The 17,659-nt window shown below is 67.8% G+C and carries 12 protein-coding genes; 7 read left to right on the top strand and 5 right to left on the bottom strand.

From position 1 onward, the window contains the following. Positions 1-66 precede the first annotated feature (66 nt). From EES42_RS03525 to EES42_RS03495, 7 genes are all read left to right on the top strand, one after another. A complete protein-coding gene (locus EES42_RS03525) occupies positions 67-2,451 on the top strand; it encodes an ABC transporter family substrate-binding protein (protein WP_124716602.1) in 2,385 nt (794 codons plus the stop codon). A 570-nt stretch (positions 2,452-3,021) separates the two neighbouring features. Beyond that, entirely contained in the window at positions 3,022-4,893 is a 1,872-nt protein-coding gene (typA, locus tag EES42_RS03520; RefSeq protein WP_124716601.1) for a translational GTPase TypA, read from the top strand. A gap of 517 nt (positions 4,894-5,410) precedes the next feature. Continuing rightward, the gene (locus EES42_RS03515; protein WP_124716600.1) at positions 5,411-7,054 is read left to right on the top strand and encodes a peptide ABC transporter substrate-binding protein; all 1,644 of its coding nucleotides are present in this window, start codon (positions 5,411-5,413) and stop codon (positions 7,052-7,054) included. 149 nt (positions 7,055-7,203) lie between these two features. Further along, positions 7,204-8,130, top strand: a complete 927-nt coding sequence (locus tag EES42_RS03510) for an ABC transporter permease (protein ID WP_124717390.1) — start codon at positions 7,204-7,206, stop codon at positions 8,128-8,130. Continuing rightward, complete coding sequence (locus EES42_RS03505) at positions 8,123-9,070, top strand: ABC transporter permease (protein WP_124716599.1); 948 nt, start codon at positions 8,123-8,125, stop codon at positions 9,068-9,070. Before EES42_RS03510 ends, EES42_RS03505 begins: the two co-directional genes overlap by 8 nt. A 14-nt stretch (positions 9,071-9,084) precedes the next feature. After that, complete coding sequence (locus tag EES42_RS03500) at positions 9,085-10,143, top strand: ABC transporter ATP-binding protein (protein WP_124716598.1); 1,059 nt, start codon at positions 9,085-9,087, stop codon at positions 10,141-10,143. Next, positions 10,136-11,287 (top strand): ABC transporter ATP-binding protein, encoded by a 1,152-nt coding sequence (locus EES42_RS03495; protein WP_124716597.1) that lies wholly within the window; start codon positions 10,136-10,138, stop codon positions 11,285-11,287. Before EES42_RS03500 ends, EES42_RS03495 begins: the two co-directional genes overlap by 8 nt. A gap of 236 nt (positions 11,288-11,523) precedes the next feature. Here the strand turns inward: EES42_RS03495 and EES42_RS03490 are convergent, their stop codons facing one another. From EES42_RS03490 to EES42_RS03470, 5 genes are all read right to left on the bottom strand, one after another. Next, on the bottom strand, positions 11,524-12,609 hold the full coding sequence (locus tag EES42_RS03490; RefSeq protein ID WP_124716596.1) for an ABC transporter ATP-binding protein: 1,086 nt from the start codon (positions 12,607-12,609) through the stop codon (positions 11,524-11,526). Positions 12,610-12,635: 26 nt separating this feature from the next. Continuing rightward, positions 12,636-13,601, bottom strand: a complete 966-nt coding sequence (locus EES42_RS03485; protein WP_241196281.1) for an ABC transporter ATP-binding protein — start codon at positions 13,599-13,601, stop codon at positions 12,636-12,638. A 71-nt stretch (positions 13,602-13,672) separates the two neighbouring features. Next, on the bottom strand, positions 13,673-14,653 hold the full coding sequence (locus tag EES42_RS03480) for an ABC transporter permease (RefSeq protein WP_124716594.1): 981 nt from the start codon (positions 14,651-14,653) through the stop codon (positions 13,673-13,675). An 87-nt stretch (positions 14,654-14,740) separates the two neighbouring features. Then, positions 14,741-16,522, bottom strand: coding sequence for an ABC transporter substrate-binding protein (locus EES42_RS03475; RefSeq protein WP_124716593.1), 1,782 nt, complete (start codon positions 16,520-16,522; stop codon positions 14,741-14,743). A gap of 74 nt (positions 16,523-16,596) precedes the next feature. Further along, positions 16,597-17,625, bottom strand: a complete 1,029-nt coding sequence (locus tag EES42_RS03470; protein WP_206433354.1) for an ABC transporter permease — start codon at positions 17,623-17,625, stop codon at positions 16,597-16,599. Positions 17,626-17,659 lie beyond the last annotated feature (34 nt).

Below are 17,659 nucleotides of genomic sequence, written 5' to 3'. Positions count from 1 at the left end.
ACCAGAAACGCACAATCTGGCACACCCGTGGACGGGTGGGTCGGGCCGGCCCCGGAGGTATCAGCCATGTCCCACGTCGCCGTCCCGCGCGGGACGGCCCGCAAGCGCCGCTCCCTCGCGCTCCTCACGACGGGTGTGCTGACGCTCCCCGTGCTGGCCGGCTGCAGCTCCGACGACGGCGCGACCGGTGCGACGGCCCCCCAGGACGTAGCGGTCGCCGGCCGGAGCATGGTCGCCGAGGGCGGCACGGTCAACTGGGCCGTCGATGCCCTGCCCACCACCCTCAACGCCTTCCAGGCGGATGCCGACGCCACCACCACCCGGATCACCGGCGCCCTGCTGCCGACGCTCTTCCCGCTGGACGCCAAGGGCCGGCCGCAGCTCAACCCGGACTATCTGGAGTCCGCGAAGGTGGTCGAGAGCGAGCCCCGGCAGGTGGTGCTCTACCGGCTCAACCAGCAGGCGGTGTGGAGCGACGGCCGGGAGATCGGGGCGCCCGACTTCGTCGCCCAGTGGCGGGCGCTGAGCGGCAAGGACTCGGCGTTCTGGACCGCCCGCAACGCCGGCTACGAGCGCATCGAGAAGATCGAGCGCGGCGCCGACGACCTTGAGGTACGGGTCACTTTCGCCAAGCCGTACGCGGACTGGCGCTCGCTGTTCTCCCCGCTCTACCCGAAGGACGTGACCGGCTCCCCGGACGCCTTCAACGACGGGGCCCGGACCACCCTGAAGGCCACCTCGGGACCGTTCCGGCTGCGCGGTGTGGACAAGGCGACGGGCGAGGTCACGCTGGTCCGCAACCCGCGCTGGTGGGGGAGCCCGGCCAAGCTCGACTCACTGGTCTTCCGGGCCGTCGCCACCGGGGACCGGACCGAGGCCCTGGCGGCGGGCCGGGTCGACGTGGCCGACGTGGACGCCGCCGCGGCCCACCGGATCGCGCAGGCGGCCGGCGGCAAGGGAGCCGACGGGCAGCCGCTCGCCCAGGGACCCGGCGCGGGGGAGGGCCCGGCCGCTGCCCTGCGCGCCTGGGCGGTGGCGCACGGCTCGAACGCCAAGGCCGCGGCCGCCGCGCGGGCCGCCAGGAAGAAGACCCGGGCCGCCGCCGACGCGTACGCCGCCGAGCAGGCCGGGCTGCGCGCCTATGTGGTGCGCAAGTCGCTGGATCCCGCCTACACCCAGCTCGCGCTGAACGGCGAGTCCGGTCCGCTCGCCGACGACCGGGTACGCCGGGCGGTCGCCCGCGCCCTGGACCGCCAGGAACTCGTGGACACCGTGCTGAGGCCGCTCGGCCTGCCCGCGCGGCCGCTCGGCAGCCATCTGGCGCTGGCCGGGCAGCCCGCGTACAAGGACAGCAGCGACGCGCTCGGCGGCCAGGACACCGAGGTGGCGCAGGCGCTGCTGGCCGACGCGGGCTGGACGCCGGAGGGTGCGGTCAAGAAGTCGGACGGCACCAAGGCGGGCAGCGAGGCCGGTAAGAAGGACGCGGAGAAGGAGGCCGGCAAGGCTGCGAAGAAGGACGCGGAAAAGAAGGGGACGGGCACGGCCGCCGGGAAGGCGGGCAGCACCGACGGCAAGACCGGCGACGGCGCGGACCGGCGCGAGCCCGCCCTCGACGACGGCCTGTACATCGTCGGCGACGACGACAAGCCCGGCGGCGGCGACCCGGCGGGCGGCGCCACCCACGTACTGGCCCCCGCCCCCGCCGCTGCGTTCCACAGCTCCGCACTGCTGCGCCAGGCCGGCTACCTCTCCGAGTCCGGCATCTCGGAGGACGTCCCCTCAAGGGTCACCGCCCAGGACAAGCGGCCGGGAGGCGCCGCCGGCGCGTACGCCCCCGCCGGCACCGCGGCCCCCGCACCGGCGGCCGACGGGCGCCGCGGTCCGCTCGGCAAGGACGGCAAGCCGCTGACCCTGCGCTTCGTCCTGCCGTCCGGTCCCGGTTCGGAGCCGCTGCGCAGCGTCGGGGACAAGATCTCGGCGATGCTCGAATCGGTCGGCATCCGTACGGAGATCACCAAGGTCTCCGACGAGAGCTACTTCCAGGACCACATCGCCTCCGGCGACTACGACCTGGCCCTGTACTCCTGGCCCGCCACCGCCTACCCGGCCACCGACGACCGTCCGATCTTCGCCAAGCCGGTGCCCGCCACCGACGGCTCGCTGCTGGTCGAGCAGAACTACACCAGGGTCGGCACCGACCACATCGACCAGCTCTTCGACCAGGCCGTCTCGGAGCTGGACGAGGACGCCGCCCGGGATCTGATGAAGCAGGCCGACGCCCGGATCTGGGCCGCCGCCGGATCCATTCCGCTCTACCAGCGCCCGCAGCTGGTGGCGGCGAACAGGAAACTGGCGAACGTCGGCGCCTTCGGCTTCGCGACACCCCACTACCAGGACATCGGTTTCAAGAAGCCGCAGGCCGCCGGAGCCCCGGCGAACAAGAAGAAGTAGCAGGTCAGAAGAGGGCCGGAAGCTCAGAACTGGCTCAAATCCCTTGCCCGCCGGCTTGCCCGGCGGGCAAGGTCGTCGCTACCCGTTGACGCGGGTGGCCGCTCGATCCCCCCACCTCTGAGACCCCCCACCCCGGAGCCCCTGCTCCGGCCTCTCGGAGATTCCGCTTCGGAGCCCCACCTCCGAAGCCGTGCAAGTCCCGTGTCCGCCTCCCCGTCCCCGTCTCCGCCTCTGTCTTCTCCGTCCGTCTTCTCCGTCCGCGGGGCCGCGGACGTGACGCCCGGTGAAATTCTCCGGAAGAACCGGTCGCGGAGGCGGAAACAGGAGGCGGACACGGGCTTTCACCTCCCGTGCGGCACTCGTCCGCACGCTGCGCGTCTGTCGTCCGAGCGGGCCCGGCGGACCGCCCGGAGGCCCGTCCCGAGGCCGGTAGGACTCGCCCGGGAAGCCGCGGCGGCGCCAGCCCCGTACCATTGGACGAGCCGTGGCGCGTCCGCCCGGCGGGCGTACGAGGACTTGAGACCGACTTAGACGCCTGATCCCACGATCCGAGAGAAGCGCAAGCCACCCATGCCCACGCGCCACGACATCCGTAACGTAGCCATCGTCGCCCACGTCGACCACGGCAAGACCACGCTGGTCGACGCCATGCTCAAGCAGGCCGGCGCCTTCGCCGCGCACGCCGCCGAGCACCTCGACGACCGCATGATGGACTCGAACGACCTGGAGCGTGAGAAGGGCATCACGATCCTCGCCAAGAACACGGCGGTGAAGTATCACCCCAAGGACGGCGGGGACCCGATCACGATCAACATCATCGACACCCCCGGCCACGCCGACTTCGGTGGTGAGGTCGAGCGCGGTCTGTCGATGGTGGACGCGGTCGTGCTCCTGGTCGATGCCTCCGAGGGCCCGCTCCCGCAGACCCGCTTCGTGCTGCGCAAGGCGCTCTCCGCGAAGATGCCGGTCATCCTCTGCATCAACAAGACCGACCGTCCCGACTCCCGGATCGCCGAGGTCGTCGACGAGACGTACGACCTGTTCCTGGACCTGGACGCGGACGAGGACCAGATCGAGTTCCCGATCGTCTACGCCTGCGCCCGTGACGGCGTCGCCTCGCTGACCAAGCCGGAGGACGGCACCGTCCCCGCGGACAGCGACAACCTGGAGCCGTTCTTCTCCACGATCCTGGCGCACGTCCCGGCCCCGGAGTACGACGAGGACGCCCCCCTCCAGGCCCACGTCACCAACCTGGACGCCGACAACTTCCTCGGCCGCATCGCGCTCTGCCGCGTCGAGCAGGGCGAGCTGCGCAAGGGCCAGACCGTCACCTGGATCAAGCGCGACGGCACGATGTCCAACGTCCGCATCACCGAGCTCATGATGACCGAGGCGCTCACCCGCAAGCCGGCCGAGAAGGCGGGCCCCGGCGACATCTGCGCCATCGCCGGTATCCCGGACATCATGATCGGCGAGACCCTGGCCGACCCCGAGAACCCGATCGCGCTGCCGCTGATCACGGTCGACGAGCCGGCCATCTCGATGACCATCGGTACGAACACCTCGCCGCTGGTCGGCAAGGGCGGCAAGGGCCACAAGGTCACCGCCCGCCAGGTGAAGGACCGCCTCGACCGCGAGCTGATCGGTAACGTCTCGCTCCGCGTCCTGGACACCGAGCGCCCCGACGCCTGGGAGGTCCAGGGCCGCGGTGAGCTCGCGCTGGCCATCCTCGTCGAGCAGATGCGCCGTGAGGGCTTCGAGCTCACGGTCGGCAAGCCGGAGGTCGTCACCAAGCAGATCGACGGCAAGACGCACGAGCCGATCGAGCGCATGACGATCGACTCCCCCGAGGAGCACCTCGGCGCGATCACCCAGCTGATGGCGACCCGCAAGGGCCGCATGGAGACGATGACGAACCACGGTTCGGGCTGGGTCCGCATGGAGTGGATCGTTCCGTCCCGCGGCCTCATCGGCTTCCGTACGGAGTTCCTGACGCAGACCCGCGGCACGGGCATCGCGCACTCCATCTTCGAGGGCCACGAGCCGTGGTTCGGCGAGCTCCGCACCCGTCACAACGGCTCGCTGGTCGCGGACCGTTCGGGTTCCGTGACGCCGTTCGCCATGGTCAACCTCCAGGAGCGCGGTGTCATCTTCACCGAGGCCGGCACCGAGGTCTACGAGGGCATGATCGTCGGCGAGAACTCCCGCGCCGACGACATGGACGTGAACATCACCAAGGAGAAGAAGCTCACCAACATGCGTGCGGCTTCCGCCGACACCACGGAGAACGTGGTGCCGGCCCGCAAGCTCTCGCTGGAGCAGTCCCTGGAGTTCTGCCGCGAGGACGAGTGCATCGAGGTGACCCCGGAGACGGTCCGTATCCGCAAGGTCGTCCTCGACCAGAAGGAGCGCGGCCGCGCCGCGTCGCGCGCCAAGCGCTGACCTGACACCGGGCGTTCGGCGCCCACGCGTATCAACGGGGCCCGGCCTTCCGTCAGTTGACGGGGGGCCGGGCCCCGCCGTGCGCCGGGCCGAGGGTTCGTCGGAGCGCATCGGTGTGCATCAGCAACCGGATGGACGCGGAAGAGCGCCGTCCGGCAGGCTCATCACGCCGTTGTCCAGTGGTTTTCTCCGGCCATCCGTCCGCATATCGATCGTCGCTCTCCGAAAGCTGCGTTAACGGTCCGTTTCGAGGGTGTCTGTCTGGGATCACTTTGTCCGGATTTTGGGCAATCGCGATTCCTTGATGTTGTCAAAACGAGACCCCTTAAGTGTGGTTTACAGCCCGGTCGTACTTAATAGTTGGCTCCATTGAGCTCGGGTCAATGGGTCACGCACTGTGGGGAGTGCCGACTCACGAGCACACTAGGGGCACTGAAACGATCACCGTCAGGGGTGTCGGTGTATCGACTCCAGTGCCCTTCTTGTAGTCAAAAGTGGACTCATGAGGAGGAAACCCATGCGTGGTGCCAAGAGCGCCAAGTGGGTCGCGGGAGCGGCCATCATCGCCCTGGCCGCGACTGCCTGTGGTGGGAACGACAAGGACAGCGACAGCGGCATGAACTCCGGGAAGGCGGACCCGAACGGGATCCTGACCGCCCAGCTCGGAGAGCCGCAGAACCCGCTGCAGCCGGCGAACGCCAAGGAGAGCCAGGGCAGCCGTGTCCTGCGCACCATCTTCTCCGGCCTGGTCGACTACGAGCCCGGCACCGGCAAGCTCACGTATGTCAACGCCGAGTCCGTGACGCCCAACGCCGACTCGTCCGTGTGGACGGTCAAGCTCAAGCCGGGCTGGAAGTTCCACGACGGCACCACGGTCACCTCCAAGTCCTTCGTGGACTCCTGGAACTGGTCGGCCAACGTCAAGAACAACCAGACCAACTCCAGCTGGTTCCAGGACATCAAGGGCTACGAGGATGTCCACCCGGCCAAGGGCAAGCCGAAGGCGGACAAGATGTCCGGCCTGAAGATCGTCGACGACAACACCTTCACGATCAGCCTGACCGGCCCGGTCTCGTACTTCGCGTACAAGCTGGGTTACGACGTCTGGGCGCCGCTGCCCGAGTCCTTCTTCAAGGACCCGGCCGCCGCCGGCCAGAAGCCGATCGGCAACGGTCCCTACAAGTTCGTCTCGTGGGACCACAAGAAGCTGATCAAGGTCCGGAAGTTCGACGGTTACCAGGGCCCGAACAAGGCCAAGAACGGTGGCATCGACTTCAAGAACTACACCACCGCCGACGCCGCGTACTCGGACCTGCGGTCGAACAACCTCGACTGGATCGAGCAGATCCCGACGACGTCGCTCACCAGCTACAAGCAGGACCTCGGCGACCGTGCCATCGACGCCGAGTACTCCGCGGTGCAGTCGATCGTCCCGGCGTTCTACACGGACCAGTTCAAGGACATCAACCCCAAGGTCATCCAGGGTCTGTCCATGGCGATCGACCGTGACACGATCACCAAGACCGTGCTGCACGGCACCCGTACCCCGGCCGACTCGTTCGTCGCCCGCGGTGTGCTCGGCTACAAGCCCGGCGCGCTCGGCGACATCGTGAAGTACAACCCGGCCGAGGCGAAGAAGCTCATCAAGGACGGCGGTGGCGTCCCGGGCAACAAGATCTCGATCCAGTTCAACGCCGACCAGTCCCACAAGCCGTGGGTCGACGCGGTCTGCAACAGCATCCGCAAGGCGACCGGCGTCGAGTGCGTGGGCGACTCCAAGCCGGACTTCCAGGCCGACCTGAACGCCCGTGACAACAAGCAGGTCAAGTCCATGTACCGCGGTGGCTGGGTGCTCGACTACCCGGTCAACTCGAACTTCATGCGCGACCTGTACGGCACCACCGCCGCGGGCAACACCTCGGGCTACTCCAACAAGGAGTTCGACGCCCTCGCCGCGAAGGCCGACAAGGCGAAGACGCTCGACGAGACCGTCAAGATGTACCAGGACGCCGAGCAGCTCCTGAAGAACGACATGCCGGCCATCCCGCTGTGGTTCTACAAGAACAACTCGGGCCAGTCCACCAACGTGTTCGGCAAGATCGTGTACGGCCAGGACGGCGACCCGATCTTCACCGACGTCCAGGTCAAGGCCAAGAAGTAAGCATCGGGACCCGAAGGCCGGTTCCGCCGTTCCTCTTCAGGGGCGGCGGAACCGGCCCGTAGGCGATGCCCCGGGGCTCTCCCCCCACACCCCGCGGCGGAGACAACTCTGAGAAGGCCATCGCCGACCCCTCACGGCATGGAGGCATGATGGGGCGTTACGTCGCAAGGCGACTGCTCCAGATGATCCCGGTTTTCATCGGGACCACTCTGATTATTTTCCTCATGGTCCACATCCTTCCCGGTGACCCAATCCGGGCGATGTGGGGAGACAAGGCGGCAGACCCCGCACAGGTCGCGTCGCTCCGCCATGAGTTCGGGCTCGACCAGCCCCTGTGGAAGCAGTACGTCGACTACATGGGCAATCTCTTCCAGGGCGACTTCGGCAAGACCTTCGGTGGTCGCGAAGTCATCGACGAGATGTCCGAGTCCTTCCCGGTGACGCTGCGGCTGACCGCGGTGGCGATGCTCATCGAGATCATCGTCGGCATCGGGCTCGGCGCCTGGGCGGGCCTGCGGGCCGGCAAGGCCGCCGACACCGGCGTACTGATCTTCACCCTGATCGTCATCTCGATCCCGGTGTTCGTGCTCGGCTTCCTCGCCCGCTTCGTCCTCGCGGACCAGCTCGGCTGGGTGGCACCGAACGTCCAGGACTCCACGGACTACGCGCAGTTGTTCCTACCGGGCTTCGTGCTGGCCATGCTCTCCATGGCGTACGTGGCACGGCTGACCCGTACCACCTTCGCGGAGAACCTGCGCGCCGACTACATGCGTACCGCAATGGCCAAGGGCCTGCCGCGTCGCCGCATCGTCGGTGTCCACCTGCTGCGCAACTCGCTGATCCCGGTCGTCACCTTCCTCGGCACGGACATCGGCGGCTTCATCGGCGGCGCGGTCGTGACCGAGGGCATCTTCAACGTCCAGGGTGTCGGGAACCTGCTCTTCAAGGCGCTGCAGCAGCGCGAGGGCTCGACGATCGTCGGCGTTGTCACGGTCTTCGTCCTCGTCATCCTTGTGATCAACCTGCTCGTCGACCTGCTGTACGCGGTCCTGGACCCGAGGATCCGGTATGCCTGACGTCACCGAGACCAAGACCGAAGCGGCGGTGGACGCCGTCGCCGCTCCCTCGGCCGCGGACGCCCAGAGCAAGGACAAGCCGCGCAGCCTCTGGGGTGACGCCTGGTTCGACCTGCGTCACCGCCCGATGTTCTGGATCTCCTCGATCCTGCTGGTGCTCCTGCTGGTCATAGCCGCCTTCCCGGGGCTCTTCACCGGCGCCAACCCGCGCGACGGCGACCTGACCAACCACTTCCTGACCAAGCCGGAGCTGGGACACCTCTTCCAGGCCGACTGGTTCGGTTACGACGGCCAGGGCCGCTCGATCTACGCGCGCGTCGTCTACGGCACTCGCGCCTCGATCATGGTCGGCGTCGGCGTCACCGCCGCGGTCACGCTGGTCGGCGGCCTGCTGGGCATGCTCGCCGGCTACTTCGGCGGCTGGCTCGACTCCGTCATATCCCGGGTCACCGACATCTTCTTCGGCATCCCGTTCCTGCTCGGTGCGATGGTCGTCCTGAACGCCTTCACCGACCGCAAGGTGTACGTGGTGATCCTGGCCCTGGCCTTCCTGGGCTGGACCTCGATCTGCCGTGTCATGCGTGCCTCGGTGATCACCGCGAAGCAGGCGGACTACGTGACGGCGGCGCGCGCGCTCGGCGCCGGCACCCCGCGGATCCTCTTCCGGCACGTCCTGCCGAACGCGCTCGCCCCGACCATCGTCGTGGCCACCATCGCGCTCGGTGGGTACATCTCGGCCGAGGCGACGCTCTCGTTCCTCGGACTCGGGCTCGGGGAACCGACGATCTCGTGGGGCATCGACATCGCCCAGGGCAGCCAGGACATCCGGGACAACCCGCATGCGCTGCTGTTCCCGGCAGGAATGCTCAGCCTCACGGTCTTCGCGTTCATCATGCTCGGCGACGCGGTACGCGACGCCCTCGACCCGAAGCTGCGCTGAGGAGGGCGTAAGACGTGACCATCATTGACAAGACAGCAGACATCCCGGCGCCCCGCTCCGGGGGGCCGGACGACGCCCGACTCCTCGAAGTGCGCGACCTGCACGTGGAGTTCCACACCCGGGACGGCGTCGCCAAGGCCGTCAACGGTGTGAACTACAGCGTGGACTCGGGCGAGACCCTGGCCGTGCTCGGTGAGTCCGGTTCCGGCAAGTCCGTGACCGCCCAGGCGATCATGGGCATTCTCGACATGCCGCCCGGCAAGATCCCGCAGGGCCAGATCCTGTACCGCGGTCAGGACATGCTCACCATGAGCAACGAGGAGCGGCGGAAGATCCGCGGCCAGAAGATCGCGATGATCTTCCAGGACGCGCTCTCCTCGCTCAACCCCGTGCTCTCGGTCGGCTACCAGCTCGGCGAGATGTTCCGGGTCCACCAGGGACTCTCCCGCAAGCAGGCCAAGCTCAAGGCCATCGAGCTGATGGAGCGGGTCAAGATCCCCGCCGCCAAGCAGCGGGTCGGCGACTATCCGCACCAGTTCTCCGGCGGTATGCGCCAGCGCATCATGATCGCCATGGCACTGGCGCTGGAGCCGGACCTGATCATCGCGGACGAGCCGACCACCGCGCTCGACGTGACGGTCCAGGCCCAGGTCATGGACCTGCTCAAGGAGCTCCAGACCGAGTTCAACATGGGTCTGATCCTGATCACCCACGACCTCGGCGTCGTCGCCGACGTCGCGGACAAGATCGCGGTCATGTACGCGGGCCGGATCGTCGAGACGGCACCGGTGCACGAGCTGTACAAGCGGCCCGCGCACCCGTACACCCGTGGCCTGCTCGACTCGATCCCGCGGCTCGACCAGAAGGGCCAGGAGCTCTACGCGATCAAGGGCCTGCCGCCCAACCTGCTCAAGATCCCGTCCGGCTGCGCCTTCAACCCGCGCTGCCCCAAGGCGGAGGACATCTGCCGCACGGAGATTCCGGCCCTGGTGCCGGTCTCCGAGCAGGACGGCAGCGAGCTGCCCGGACGCGGCAGCGCCTGCCACTTCTGGAAGGAGACGATCCATGGCTGAGCTCGACAAGACGGACGGTTCCATGGACGCCACCCCGAACGTCACCGAGGTAGTGTCGGTCGGCGCCGTCGACGAGACGGCGGCGGTCGCGGCCATCGAAGCCCCGGTGGAGCGCGGTGAGCCGATCCTCCAGGTGCGCAATCTGGTCAAGCACTTCCCGCTGAGCCAGGGCATCCTGTTCAAGCGCCAGGTCGGTGCGGTCAAGGCCGTGGACGGGGTCTCCTTCGACCTCTACCAGGGCGAGACGCTCGGCATCGTCGGCGAGTCGGGCTGTGGCAAGTCCACGGTCGCCCGGCTGCTGATGGCGCTGGAGACGGCCACGTCCGGCGAGGTCTTCTACAAGGGCCAGGACATCACCCGGCTGTCCGGCCGCGCGCTGAAGGCGGTCCGCCGGAACATCCAGATGGTGTTCCAGGACCCGTACACCTCGCTGAACCCGCGCATGACGGTCGGCGACATCATCGGCGAGCCCTTCGACATCCACCCCGAGGTGGCCCCCAAGGGCGACCGGCGGGCCAAGGTCCAGGAACTGCTGGACGTCGTCGGCCTCAACCCGGAGTACATCAACCGCTACCCGCACCAGTTCTCCGGCGGCCAGCGCCAGCGCATCGGCATCGCCCGCGGCCTCGCGCTCAACCCGGAGATCATCATCTGCGACGAGCCGGTCTCCGCGCTCGACGTGTCGGTGCAGGCGCAGGTCATCAACCTGATGGAGAAGCTCCAGGACGAGTTCAACCTCTCCTACGTCTTCATCGCGCACGACCTGTCGATCGTCCGGCACATCTCCGACCGGGTCGGCGTGATGTATCTCGGCAAGATGGCCGAGATCGGTACGGACGCGGAGATCTACGACCACCCGACGCACCCCTACACCCAGGCGCTGCTGTCGGCGGTCCCGGTCCCGGACCCCGAGGCCCGTGAGCGCGGCGAGCGGATCATCCTCGCCGGTGACGTCCCGTCGCCGGCGAACCCGCCGTCGGGCTGCCGCTTCCGCACCCGGTGCTGGAAGGCCCAGGACAAGTGCTCCACGGAGATGCCGCTGCTGGCCGTCCCCGAGCGCTTCAAGGGCTCGGACAGCCCCGCTGCGCACGAGTCGGCCTGCCACTTCGCCGAGGAGAAGGACATCGTCGGCGCGGCCTCGTAGCAGTACGTCCCGTGTGACACGTCCCGCGTGACACATCCCGTGTGACACGTCCCGCGTGACGCGGAAGCGCCCGGAACCGATCGGTTCCGGGCGCTTCTTCCTTTCCCGGAACCGGGCGCGCAGGTGGCTCGGGTCAATGGGCTCACGTGCTCGGTTCCTCGGGACCGGGGAGCCCCGCGTCCGAGGACCGATCGGGTCCCTGTCCGCGAGGCGCCCCGGGGGCCGGGGCTGGGGTGTCAGGCCCCGGCCGTGGGGTCTTCGGTGTTCTTGTCGAGCTTCGGCCCGGAGGGGGCGGTACGGGCCTTCGGGACGGCCGCGACGGACTGCGTGACCTCGGGGTAGTGGCAGGCCGTCAGATGGCCTTCCCGGCTGCCCTCCACCCGTACCAGCGGCGGGGCCTCGCTCGCGCACTTGTCCGTCGCCTTCCAGCAACGGGTACGGAAGCGGCAGCCCGACGGCGGGTTGACCGGGGAGGGGACGTCGCCGGTGAGGAGGATGCGCTCACGGGCCGGCGTCTCGTCGGCGGTCGCCTCGGGCACGGCCGAGAGCAGCGCCCGGGTGTACGGGTGACGCGGGTTGCCGTACAGGTCCTCGCGGTCGGCGATCTCCACGATCTTGCCGAGGTACATGACCGCGACACGCTGCGAGAAGTGGCGCACGATGGCCAGGTCGTGGGCGATGAACAGGAACGCGATGCCGAGTTCCTTCTGCAGCTTCTGCAGCAGGTTCACCACCTGGGCCTGGATCGACACGTCCAGCGCCGAGACCGGCTCGTCGGCCACGATCAGCTTCGGCTCCAGGGCGAGCGCGCGGGCCACCCCGATGCGCTGGCGCTGACCGCCGGAGAACTCGTGCGGGAAGCGGTTGTAGTGCTCCGGGTTGAGCCCGACGGTCTCCAGCAGCTCCCGTACCCGCGCCTCGCGGCCGCCCGCCGGGTTGATGTCGTTGATCTCCATCGGCGCGGTGATGATCTTGCCGACGGTCTGCCGCGGGTTCAGCGAGGCGTACGGGTCCTGGAAGATCATCTGGATCTCGGAGCGGACCGGCGCCAGCTGCTTGCGCGAGGCGTGGGTGATGTCCTGCCCGCGGTACGAGATCGTGCCGGCCGTCGGCTCCAGGAGCCGGGTGATCAGTCGGCCCGTGGTCGACTTGCCGCAGCCGGACTCGCCGACCAGGCCCAGGCTCTCGCCCTCGGCGACGCTGAAGTCCAGCCCGTCGACGGCCTGCACCGCGCCGACCGTCCGCCGGATCGGGAAGCCGCCCTTGATCGGGAAGTGCTTGGTGAGTCCGGAGACGTCCAGGAGGGGATCTTTGCTGCTCATGGTGGGGAAGTCCCGTCTCTTGTACGTCAGTTGGGCCGGGTGCCGGCGAAGTCTGCGAAGAACTCGGCGCGCTGCTCCGTGGTGAGGTGGCAGGCGGCGCCGCGCCCGGCGGTCAGCTCCAGCGGCGGCTGGTCCGTCGCGCAGCGCTTGCCGCCGACCTGCTCGGTGAACGTGCACCGGGGGTGGAAGCGGCAGCCGGTCGGCGGGTTGAGAAGGCTCGGCGGGGAGCCGGGAATCGGCGACAGCGGTACGTCGACCGGACCTTCGAGGCTCGGCATCGAACCCAGCAGGCCCCAGGTGTACGGGTGCTGGGGCTTCCTCAGCACTTCCTTCTTCGTACCGCGCTCCACACAGCGACCGCCGTACATCACCAGCACGTCGTCCGCGATGTCGGCGATGACGCCGAGGTCGTGGGTGATGAAGATGATCGAGGTGCCGGTCTCCTGCTGGAGGTCTTTGAGCAGGTCCATGATCTGGGCCTGCACGGTGACGTCCAGCGCCGTGGTCGGCTCGTCCGCGATCAGCAGCTCCGGGTCGCAGACCAGCGCCATGGCGATCATGGCGCGCTGGCGCATACCGCCGGAGAACTGGTGCGGATAGTCGTCCACCCGCAGGTCGGGCTGCGGGATGCCCACCTTGGTGAGCATCTCGACGGCCCGCGCCCGCGCCTCCCGCTTGGAGGCGCCGGTGTGCTTGCGGTACGTCTCGCCGATCTGCTTGCCGATGGTGTGGTACGGCGACAGCGAGGCCAGCGCGTCCTGGAAGATCATGGCCATCTTGTTGCCGCGCAGCCGCTCCAGCTCCCGCTCCGACGCGGCCAGCAGATCCTGCCCGTCGAGGAGGATCTCGCCCTCGATCTCGGTGTGGTCGGGGTGGTGCAGGCCGAGGATGGTCAGGTTGGTGACGGACTTGCCGGAACCGGACTCGCCGACGATGCCGAGCGTCTTGCCCTTCTCGACGTCGAAGGACAGCCCGTCGACGGCCTTGACCATGCCGTCTTCGGTGGAGAAGTGCACGCGCAGATCGCGTACGGAGAGGAAGGGGGTGCTCACTGGATCTCTCCCTAGGCGAGGCGGACGCGTGGATCGATGAGGGCGTAGACGGCGTCGACGATGATGTTGAAGACGACGATTGCCGCTGCCGCGATCAGGACGACGCCGAGGATCAACGGCAAGTCGTTGTCGTAGACGGCCTTGACCGAGAGGGCGCCGATGCCGTGCAGACCGAAGGTCTTCTCGGTGATGATCGCGCCGCCCAGGAGGAGACCGATGTCGAGGCCGAAGATGGTGACGATCGGCCCCATGGCGCCGCGCCAGGCGAACCGGAAGAACACCGTCCGCCGGGAGAGGCCCTTGGCGCGTGCGGTGCGTACGTAGTCCTCGTTCAGCGACTCGACGAGCTGGGAGCGGGTCATGCGGGTGTAGTTGGCGGTGAAGATCAGTGCCAGCACCAGCCAGGGGAGCAGCAGTCCGGAGAACCAGGCGGACGGGCTTTCGGCGAAGGGGACGTCCTTGGGCCGGCTCAGGATGTGCCACTGGTCCGCGAGGTAGTACATGGCGATCACGCCGACGATGTAGATCTGCATCGAGGAGAAGATCAGCGACGCCGAGGAGGCGACCTTGTCCAGCGCCTTGCCCTGCTTGACCGCGGCGAGCATGCCAGTACCCACACCGAAGACCACGAAGACGACCGCACTGCCGACGGAGAGGGAGAGCGTCGTCGGGAGGCGGTCCAGGATGGTGCCGAGGACCGGCTCACGGTTGTGGAAGGAGTAGCCCAGGCACGGTGCCGGGCAGTGCCCGAAGGAGCTGTAGTCCCGGCCGACGAACACGGCCTGCAGCCAGTGCCAGTACTGCACGGGCAGCGGGTCGGATATGCCGAGGTTGCGTTTGACCAGTGCCAGCGTCTCGGGTGTGCACACCTTGCCGCAGGCCACACGAGCTGGATCGCGGGGCGCGACGTAGAAGAGGACGAAAGTGATGGCACTGATGATCAGCAGGATGACCAGTGCGCCGATTGCCCGGCGGATGAGGAAGCGGAACATGGCGATGGGTTTCCCTGGCAGACGCCGACGAGGGGGAGTGGAGCGGGCGGGGCGCCGTACGGGCGCCCCGCCTCAGGAGTGTGGGCGTCAGGCCTTCACGAACAGCTTGTAGAAGACGGCCGAGGACCACAGCGGGTGGAACATGGCGCCGCCGACCTTCTCGCCGTAGAGGTAGAAACGGCGCTGGAACGTCTCGGGGATGATCGGCGCCTCCTCCGTCATGATCCGCTTGTCCAGCGCGGCCCAGGCCTTGCCGGCCTCCGTCGGGTCGGCGATGGTGACGTTCTTCTTGATCGCCTCGTTGACCCAGTCGACGTTCAACTGCGAGATGTTGTTGGCGCCGTTGGCGATCGTGCCGCCGTCGAACAGCGGCTGCATCAGTGTGTAGCCGGTCGGCCAGTCCGGGGACCAGCCGAACCACATCACGTCGAACTGGTTGTCGATCTGCTGGATCTGGTCGTAGTAGCTGGTGGAGTCCAGCGGCTTGATGACCGGGGTGAAACCGGCCGCCTTGAGGGCGTTCTCGATGACGACCTTGGTCTTGTTGTAGTTGTTGCTCGCAGGGAAGGCGTAGACGACCTTCTGGCCCTCCTTGCCGGCCTCCTTCAGCAGCTTCTTCGCCGCCTCCGGGTCGCCCTGCGGCTTCTTCAGCTTGCCGTAGACGTCGTCCTTGGCGTAGCCGACGATGTCGGGGCTGAGGATGGACGTCGCGTAGTCACCGGCCGAGGGGCCACCGTAGATCTTGCGGATCTGCTCCAGCGGCCAGGCGTGGATGATGGCCTGACGGACCTTCAGGTCGGTGATCCGCTTGGTGTTGATCGCGTAGTAGTAGATGCCGGTCAGCAGGCCGTTGAAGGTGCGCTTCTTCAGCTCGGGGTCGGTGAGGACCTTCTGGATGCGCTCGGCCGGGACACCGCTGTACGCCATGACCGCGTACTTGTCGTCGCCGTCGTCGGCGATCAGACGGTCGGCGGCCTGGAGCGACTCGGGGCCGAACTCGTAGACGAAGCTGTCCGGGTACGCGTTGCGGATCGAGTCCGTGTTGGGGTCCCAGTGCGGGTTGCGCACCAGCGTCATCGACTTGTCGATGGCGTGTGCCTTGATGCGGTACGGACCGCACGAGACCGGGTCCTTGTCGTACTTGTCCTTGGTGTCGCCCTTGACCGGGACGGCACCGTAGGAGGTCATCGCCAGGGTGAAGTTGAGGTCCGGGCGGGCCTCGGCCAGCTTGAAGGTGATCGTCTTCGCCTTGGCGTCGGTCACGACCGAGTCGAGGTGCTTGCCGCCGAACGGGCCCTTGTACTTCGAGCGGAAGTCGGCCGTGCCGGTCAGCGCGGTCTGGGTGTAGCCGGCGCCCTCGGTGGTGAAGCTGGCGAAGCCGCGCTCGATGCCGTGGCGCACGTCTTCGATGGTGAGCTCCTTGCCGTCCTCCCACTTCAGACCGTCCTTCAGGGTGAAGGTCCAGGTCTTGCCGCCGTCGGACATGGTGCCCGCGTCAGTGGCGAGGTCGCCGACCAGCTTCATCGAGCCGTCCGACGCGATCTTGTAACCGGTCAGGCTGCGGATGAAGAGGTCACCTATCGCGGAGTTCCACGAGAAGTAGATGCGCTGCGGGTCCAGGTGCGAGAAGTCGTCCGGGGCGATGCCGCGGATCGTGCCGCCCTTCTTCGCGCCCGGGACCTCGGCGGCCGGACCGGTGGAGTCGGCCTTCGTGCCGACGACGACCGAGCCGGTGTACTTGTCGGCACCGCCGTGTCCGGCGCCGCCGCCCTTCTTGGCCGAGCTGCCGCTGCTGCACGCGGAGAGAACCATCGAACCGCCGGCGGCGACCGACGTGGCGATGACGAAGTTTCTGCGGGAAAGGGGCATGGCTTCCTGCTCTGGTCGATGGAGAGAGACGTTCGATCCGGTGGGCCCCGTCGCCCGGCCGGAGGAAGTGCGGTTCAGCGCTTGGTCTTCGGGTCCAGTGCGTCACGCACCGAGTCGCCCAGCAGGTTGAAGGCGATGACGAAGATCACCATCGTGACGCCGGGGAAGAGCATGAACGTGATGTCGCTCTGGTAGACGTCCGATCCGCGCTGGATCATCACGCCCCAGTCGGGTGTCGGGTCGGTGAGGCCGACGCCGAGGAAGGCGAGGCCCGCTTCCGCTGTGACGAATGCGGGCAGCGCGAGCGTGGCCTGGATGAGGATCGGCGTCCAGAGATTCGGCAGCAGCTCCTTGAAGATGATCCGCGCCGGGGAAGAACCAGTCACCTTCGCCGCCTCGACGAACTCGCGCTCGCGCAGGGCGAGTACCTCGCCGCGCAGCAGTCGTGCGATGGATGCCCAGCCGAGGGCTGTCATGACTGTGATGAGGCTGACGACGGTCAGCCAGACCGGGGTGTTCTCATCCGGGGGGACCAGGATCGAGAGCACTACCGGCCAGAAGGCGATGAAGAAGAGGGTGGAGGGGAAGGCCAGCAGGATGTCGATGACCCGGCCCACGAGGTAGTCGGTCTTGCCGCCCAGATAGCCCGCGGTGATACCGATGGCAATGCCAAGTACCGTCACCAGCAAGGTGGTTGCCGCGGCGATGAGCAGGGAGTTGCGGATGCCGTAGAGCAGGAAGGTGAAGACGTCCCGGCCGAGACCCGGCTCGATGCCGAACCAGAAGTCGCCGCTGATACCGCCGTTGGGCAGCATCGGTGAACCGAATTCGTCCAGCAGGCTGGTGTCGTTCTGTCCGTACGTCGTGTACGGGTCCTTGCCGTACAGCTTCGCGATCAGCGGCGCGCAGACGGCGATCACGAAGAAGAAAATGACTACATAGGCCGAAATCATGCCCGTACGGTCGCGCTTGAAGCGCAGCCAGGCCATCTTGCCCGGTGAGCGGCCGTCGCCGGCCTTGGACGTGGACGGGCCTGCTGTGGACTGCAGCTTCGCATCCTCCACCTCAACGACGGTGGCGGCTTGCGGGGTTGGAATCGTCATGGTGCTCCTGGCCCGGAGGGTCGAAGGACTCCGC

The organism is Streptomyces sp. ADI95-17 (assembly GCF_003846175.1).
Taxonomy (GTDB): domain Bacteria; phylum Actinomycetota; class Actinomycetes; order Streptomycetales; family Streptomycetaceae; genus Streptomyces; species Streptomyces sanglieri.
This window is presented reverse-complemented; position numbering and strand designations above follow the sequence as displayed.

Excerpts from the sequence above, each read along its gene's own strand:
- EES42_RS03505 (WP_124716599.1), top strand. The coding sequence starts at position 8,123 with ATGCCTGACGTCACCGAGACCAAGACCGAAGCGGCGGTGGACGCCGTC.
- EES42_RS03475 (WP_124716593.1), bottom strand. The coding sequence starts at position 16,522 with ATGCCCCTTTCCCGCAGAAACTTCGTCATCGCCACGTCGGTCGCCGCC.
- EES42_RS03470 (WP_206433354.1), bottom strand. The coding sequence starts at position 17,625 with ATGACGATTCCAACCCCGCAAGCCGCCACCGTCGTTGAGGTGGAGGAT.
- EES42_RS03515 (WP_124716600.1), top strand. The coding sequence starts at position 5,411 with ATGCGTGGTGCCAAGAGCGCCAAGTGGGTCGCGGGAGCGGCCATCATC.
- typA (WP_124716601.1), top strand. The coding sequence starts at position 3,022 with ATGCCCACGCGCCACGACATCCGTAACGTAGCCATCGTCGCCCACGTC.
- EES42_RS03510 (WP_124717390.1), top strand. The coding sequence starts at position 7,204 with ATGGGGCGTTACGTCGCAAGGCGACTGCTCCAGATGATCCCGGTTTTC.
- EES42_RS03495 (WP_124716597.1), top strand. The coding sequence starts at position 10,136 with ATGGCTGAGCTCGACAAGACGGACGGTTCCATGGACGCCACCCCGAAC.
- EES42_RS03485 (WP_241196281.1), bottom strand. The coding sequence starts at position 13,601 with ATGGTCAAGGCCGTCGACGGGCTGTCCTTCGACGTCGAGAAGGGCAAG.
- EES42_RS03490 (WP_124716596.1), bottom strand. The coding sequence starts at position 12,609 with ATGAGCAGCAAAGATCCCCTCCTGGACGTCTCCGGACTCACCAAGCAC.
- EES42_RS03480 (WP_124716594.1), bottom strand. The coding sequence starts at position 14,653 with ATGTTCCGCTTCCTCATCCGCCGGGCAATCGGCGCACTGGTCATCCTG.
- EES42_RS03525 (WP_124716602.1), top strand. The coding sequence starts at position 67 with ATGTCCCACGTCGCCGTCCCGCGCGGGACGGCCCGCAAGCGCCGCTCC.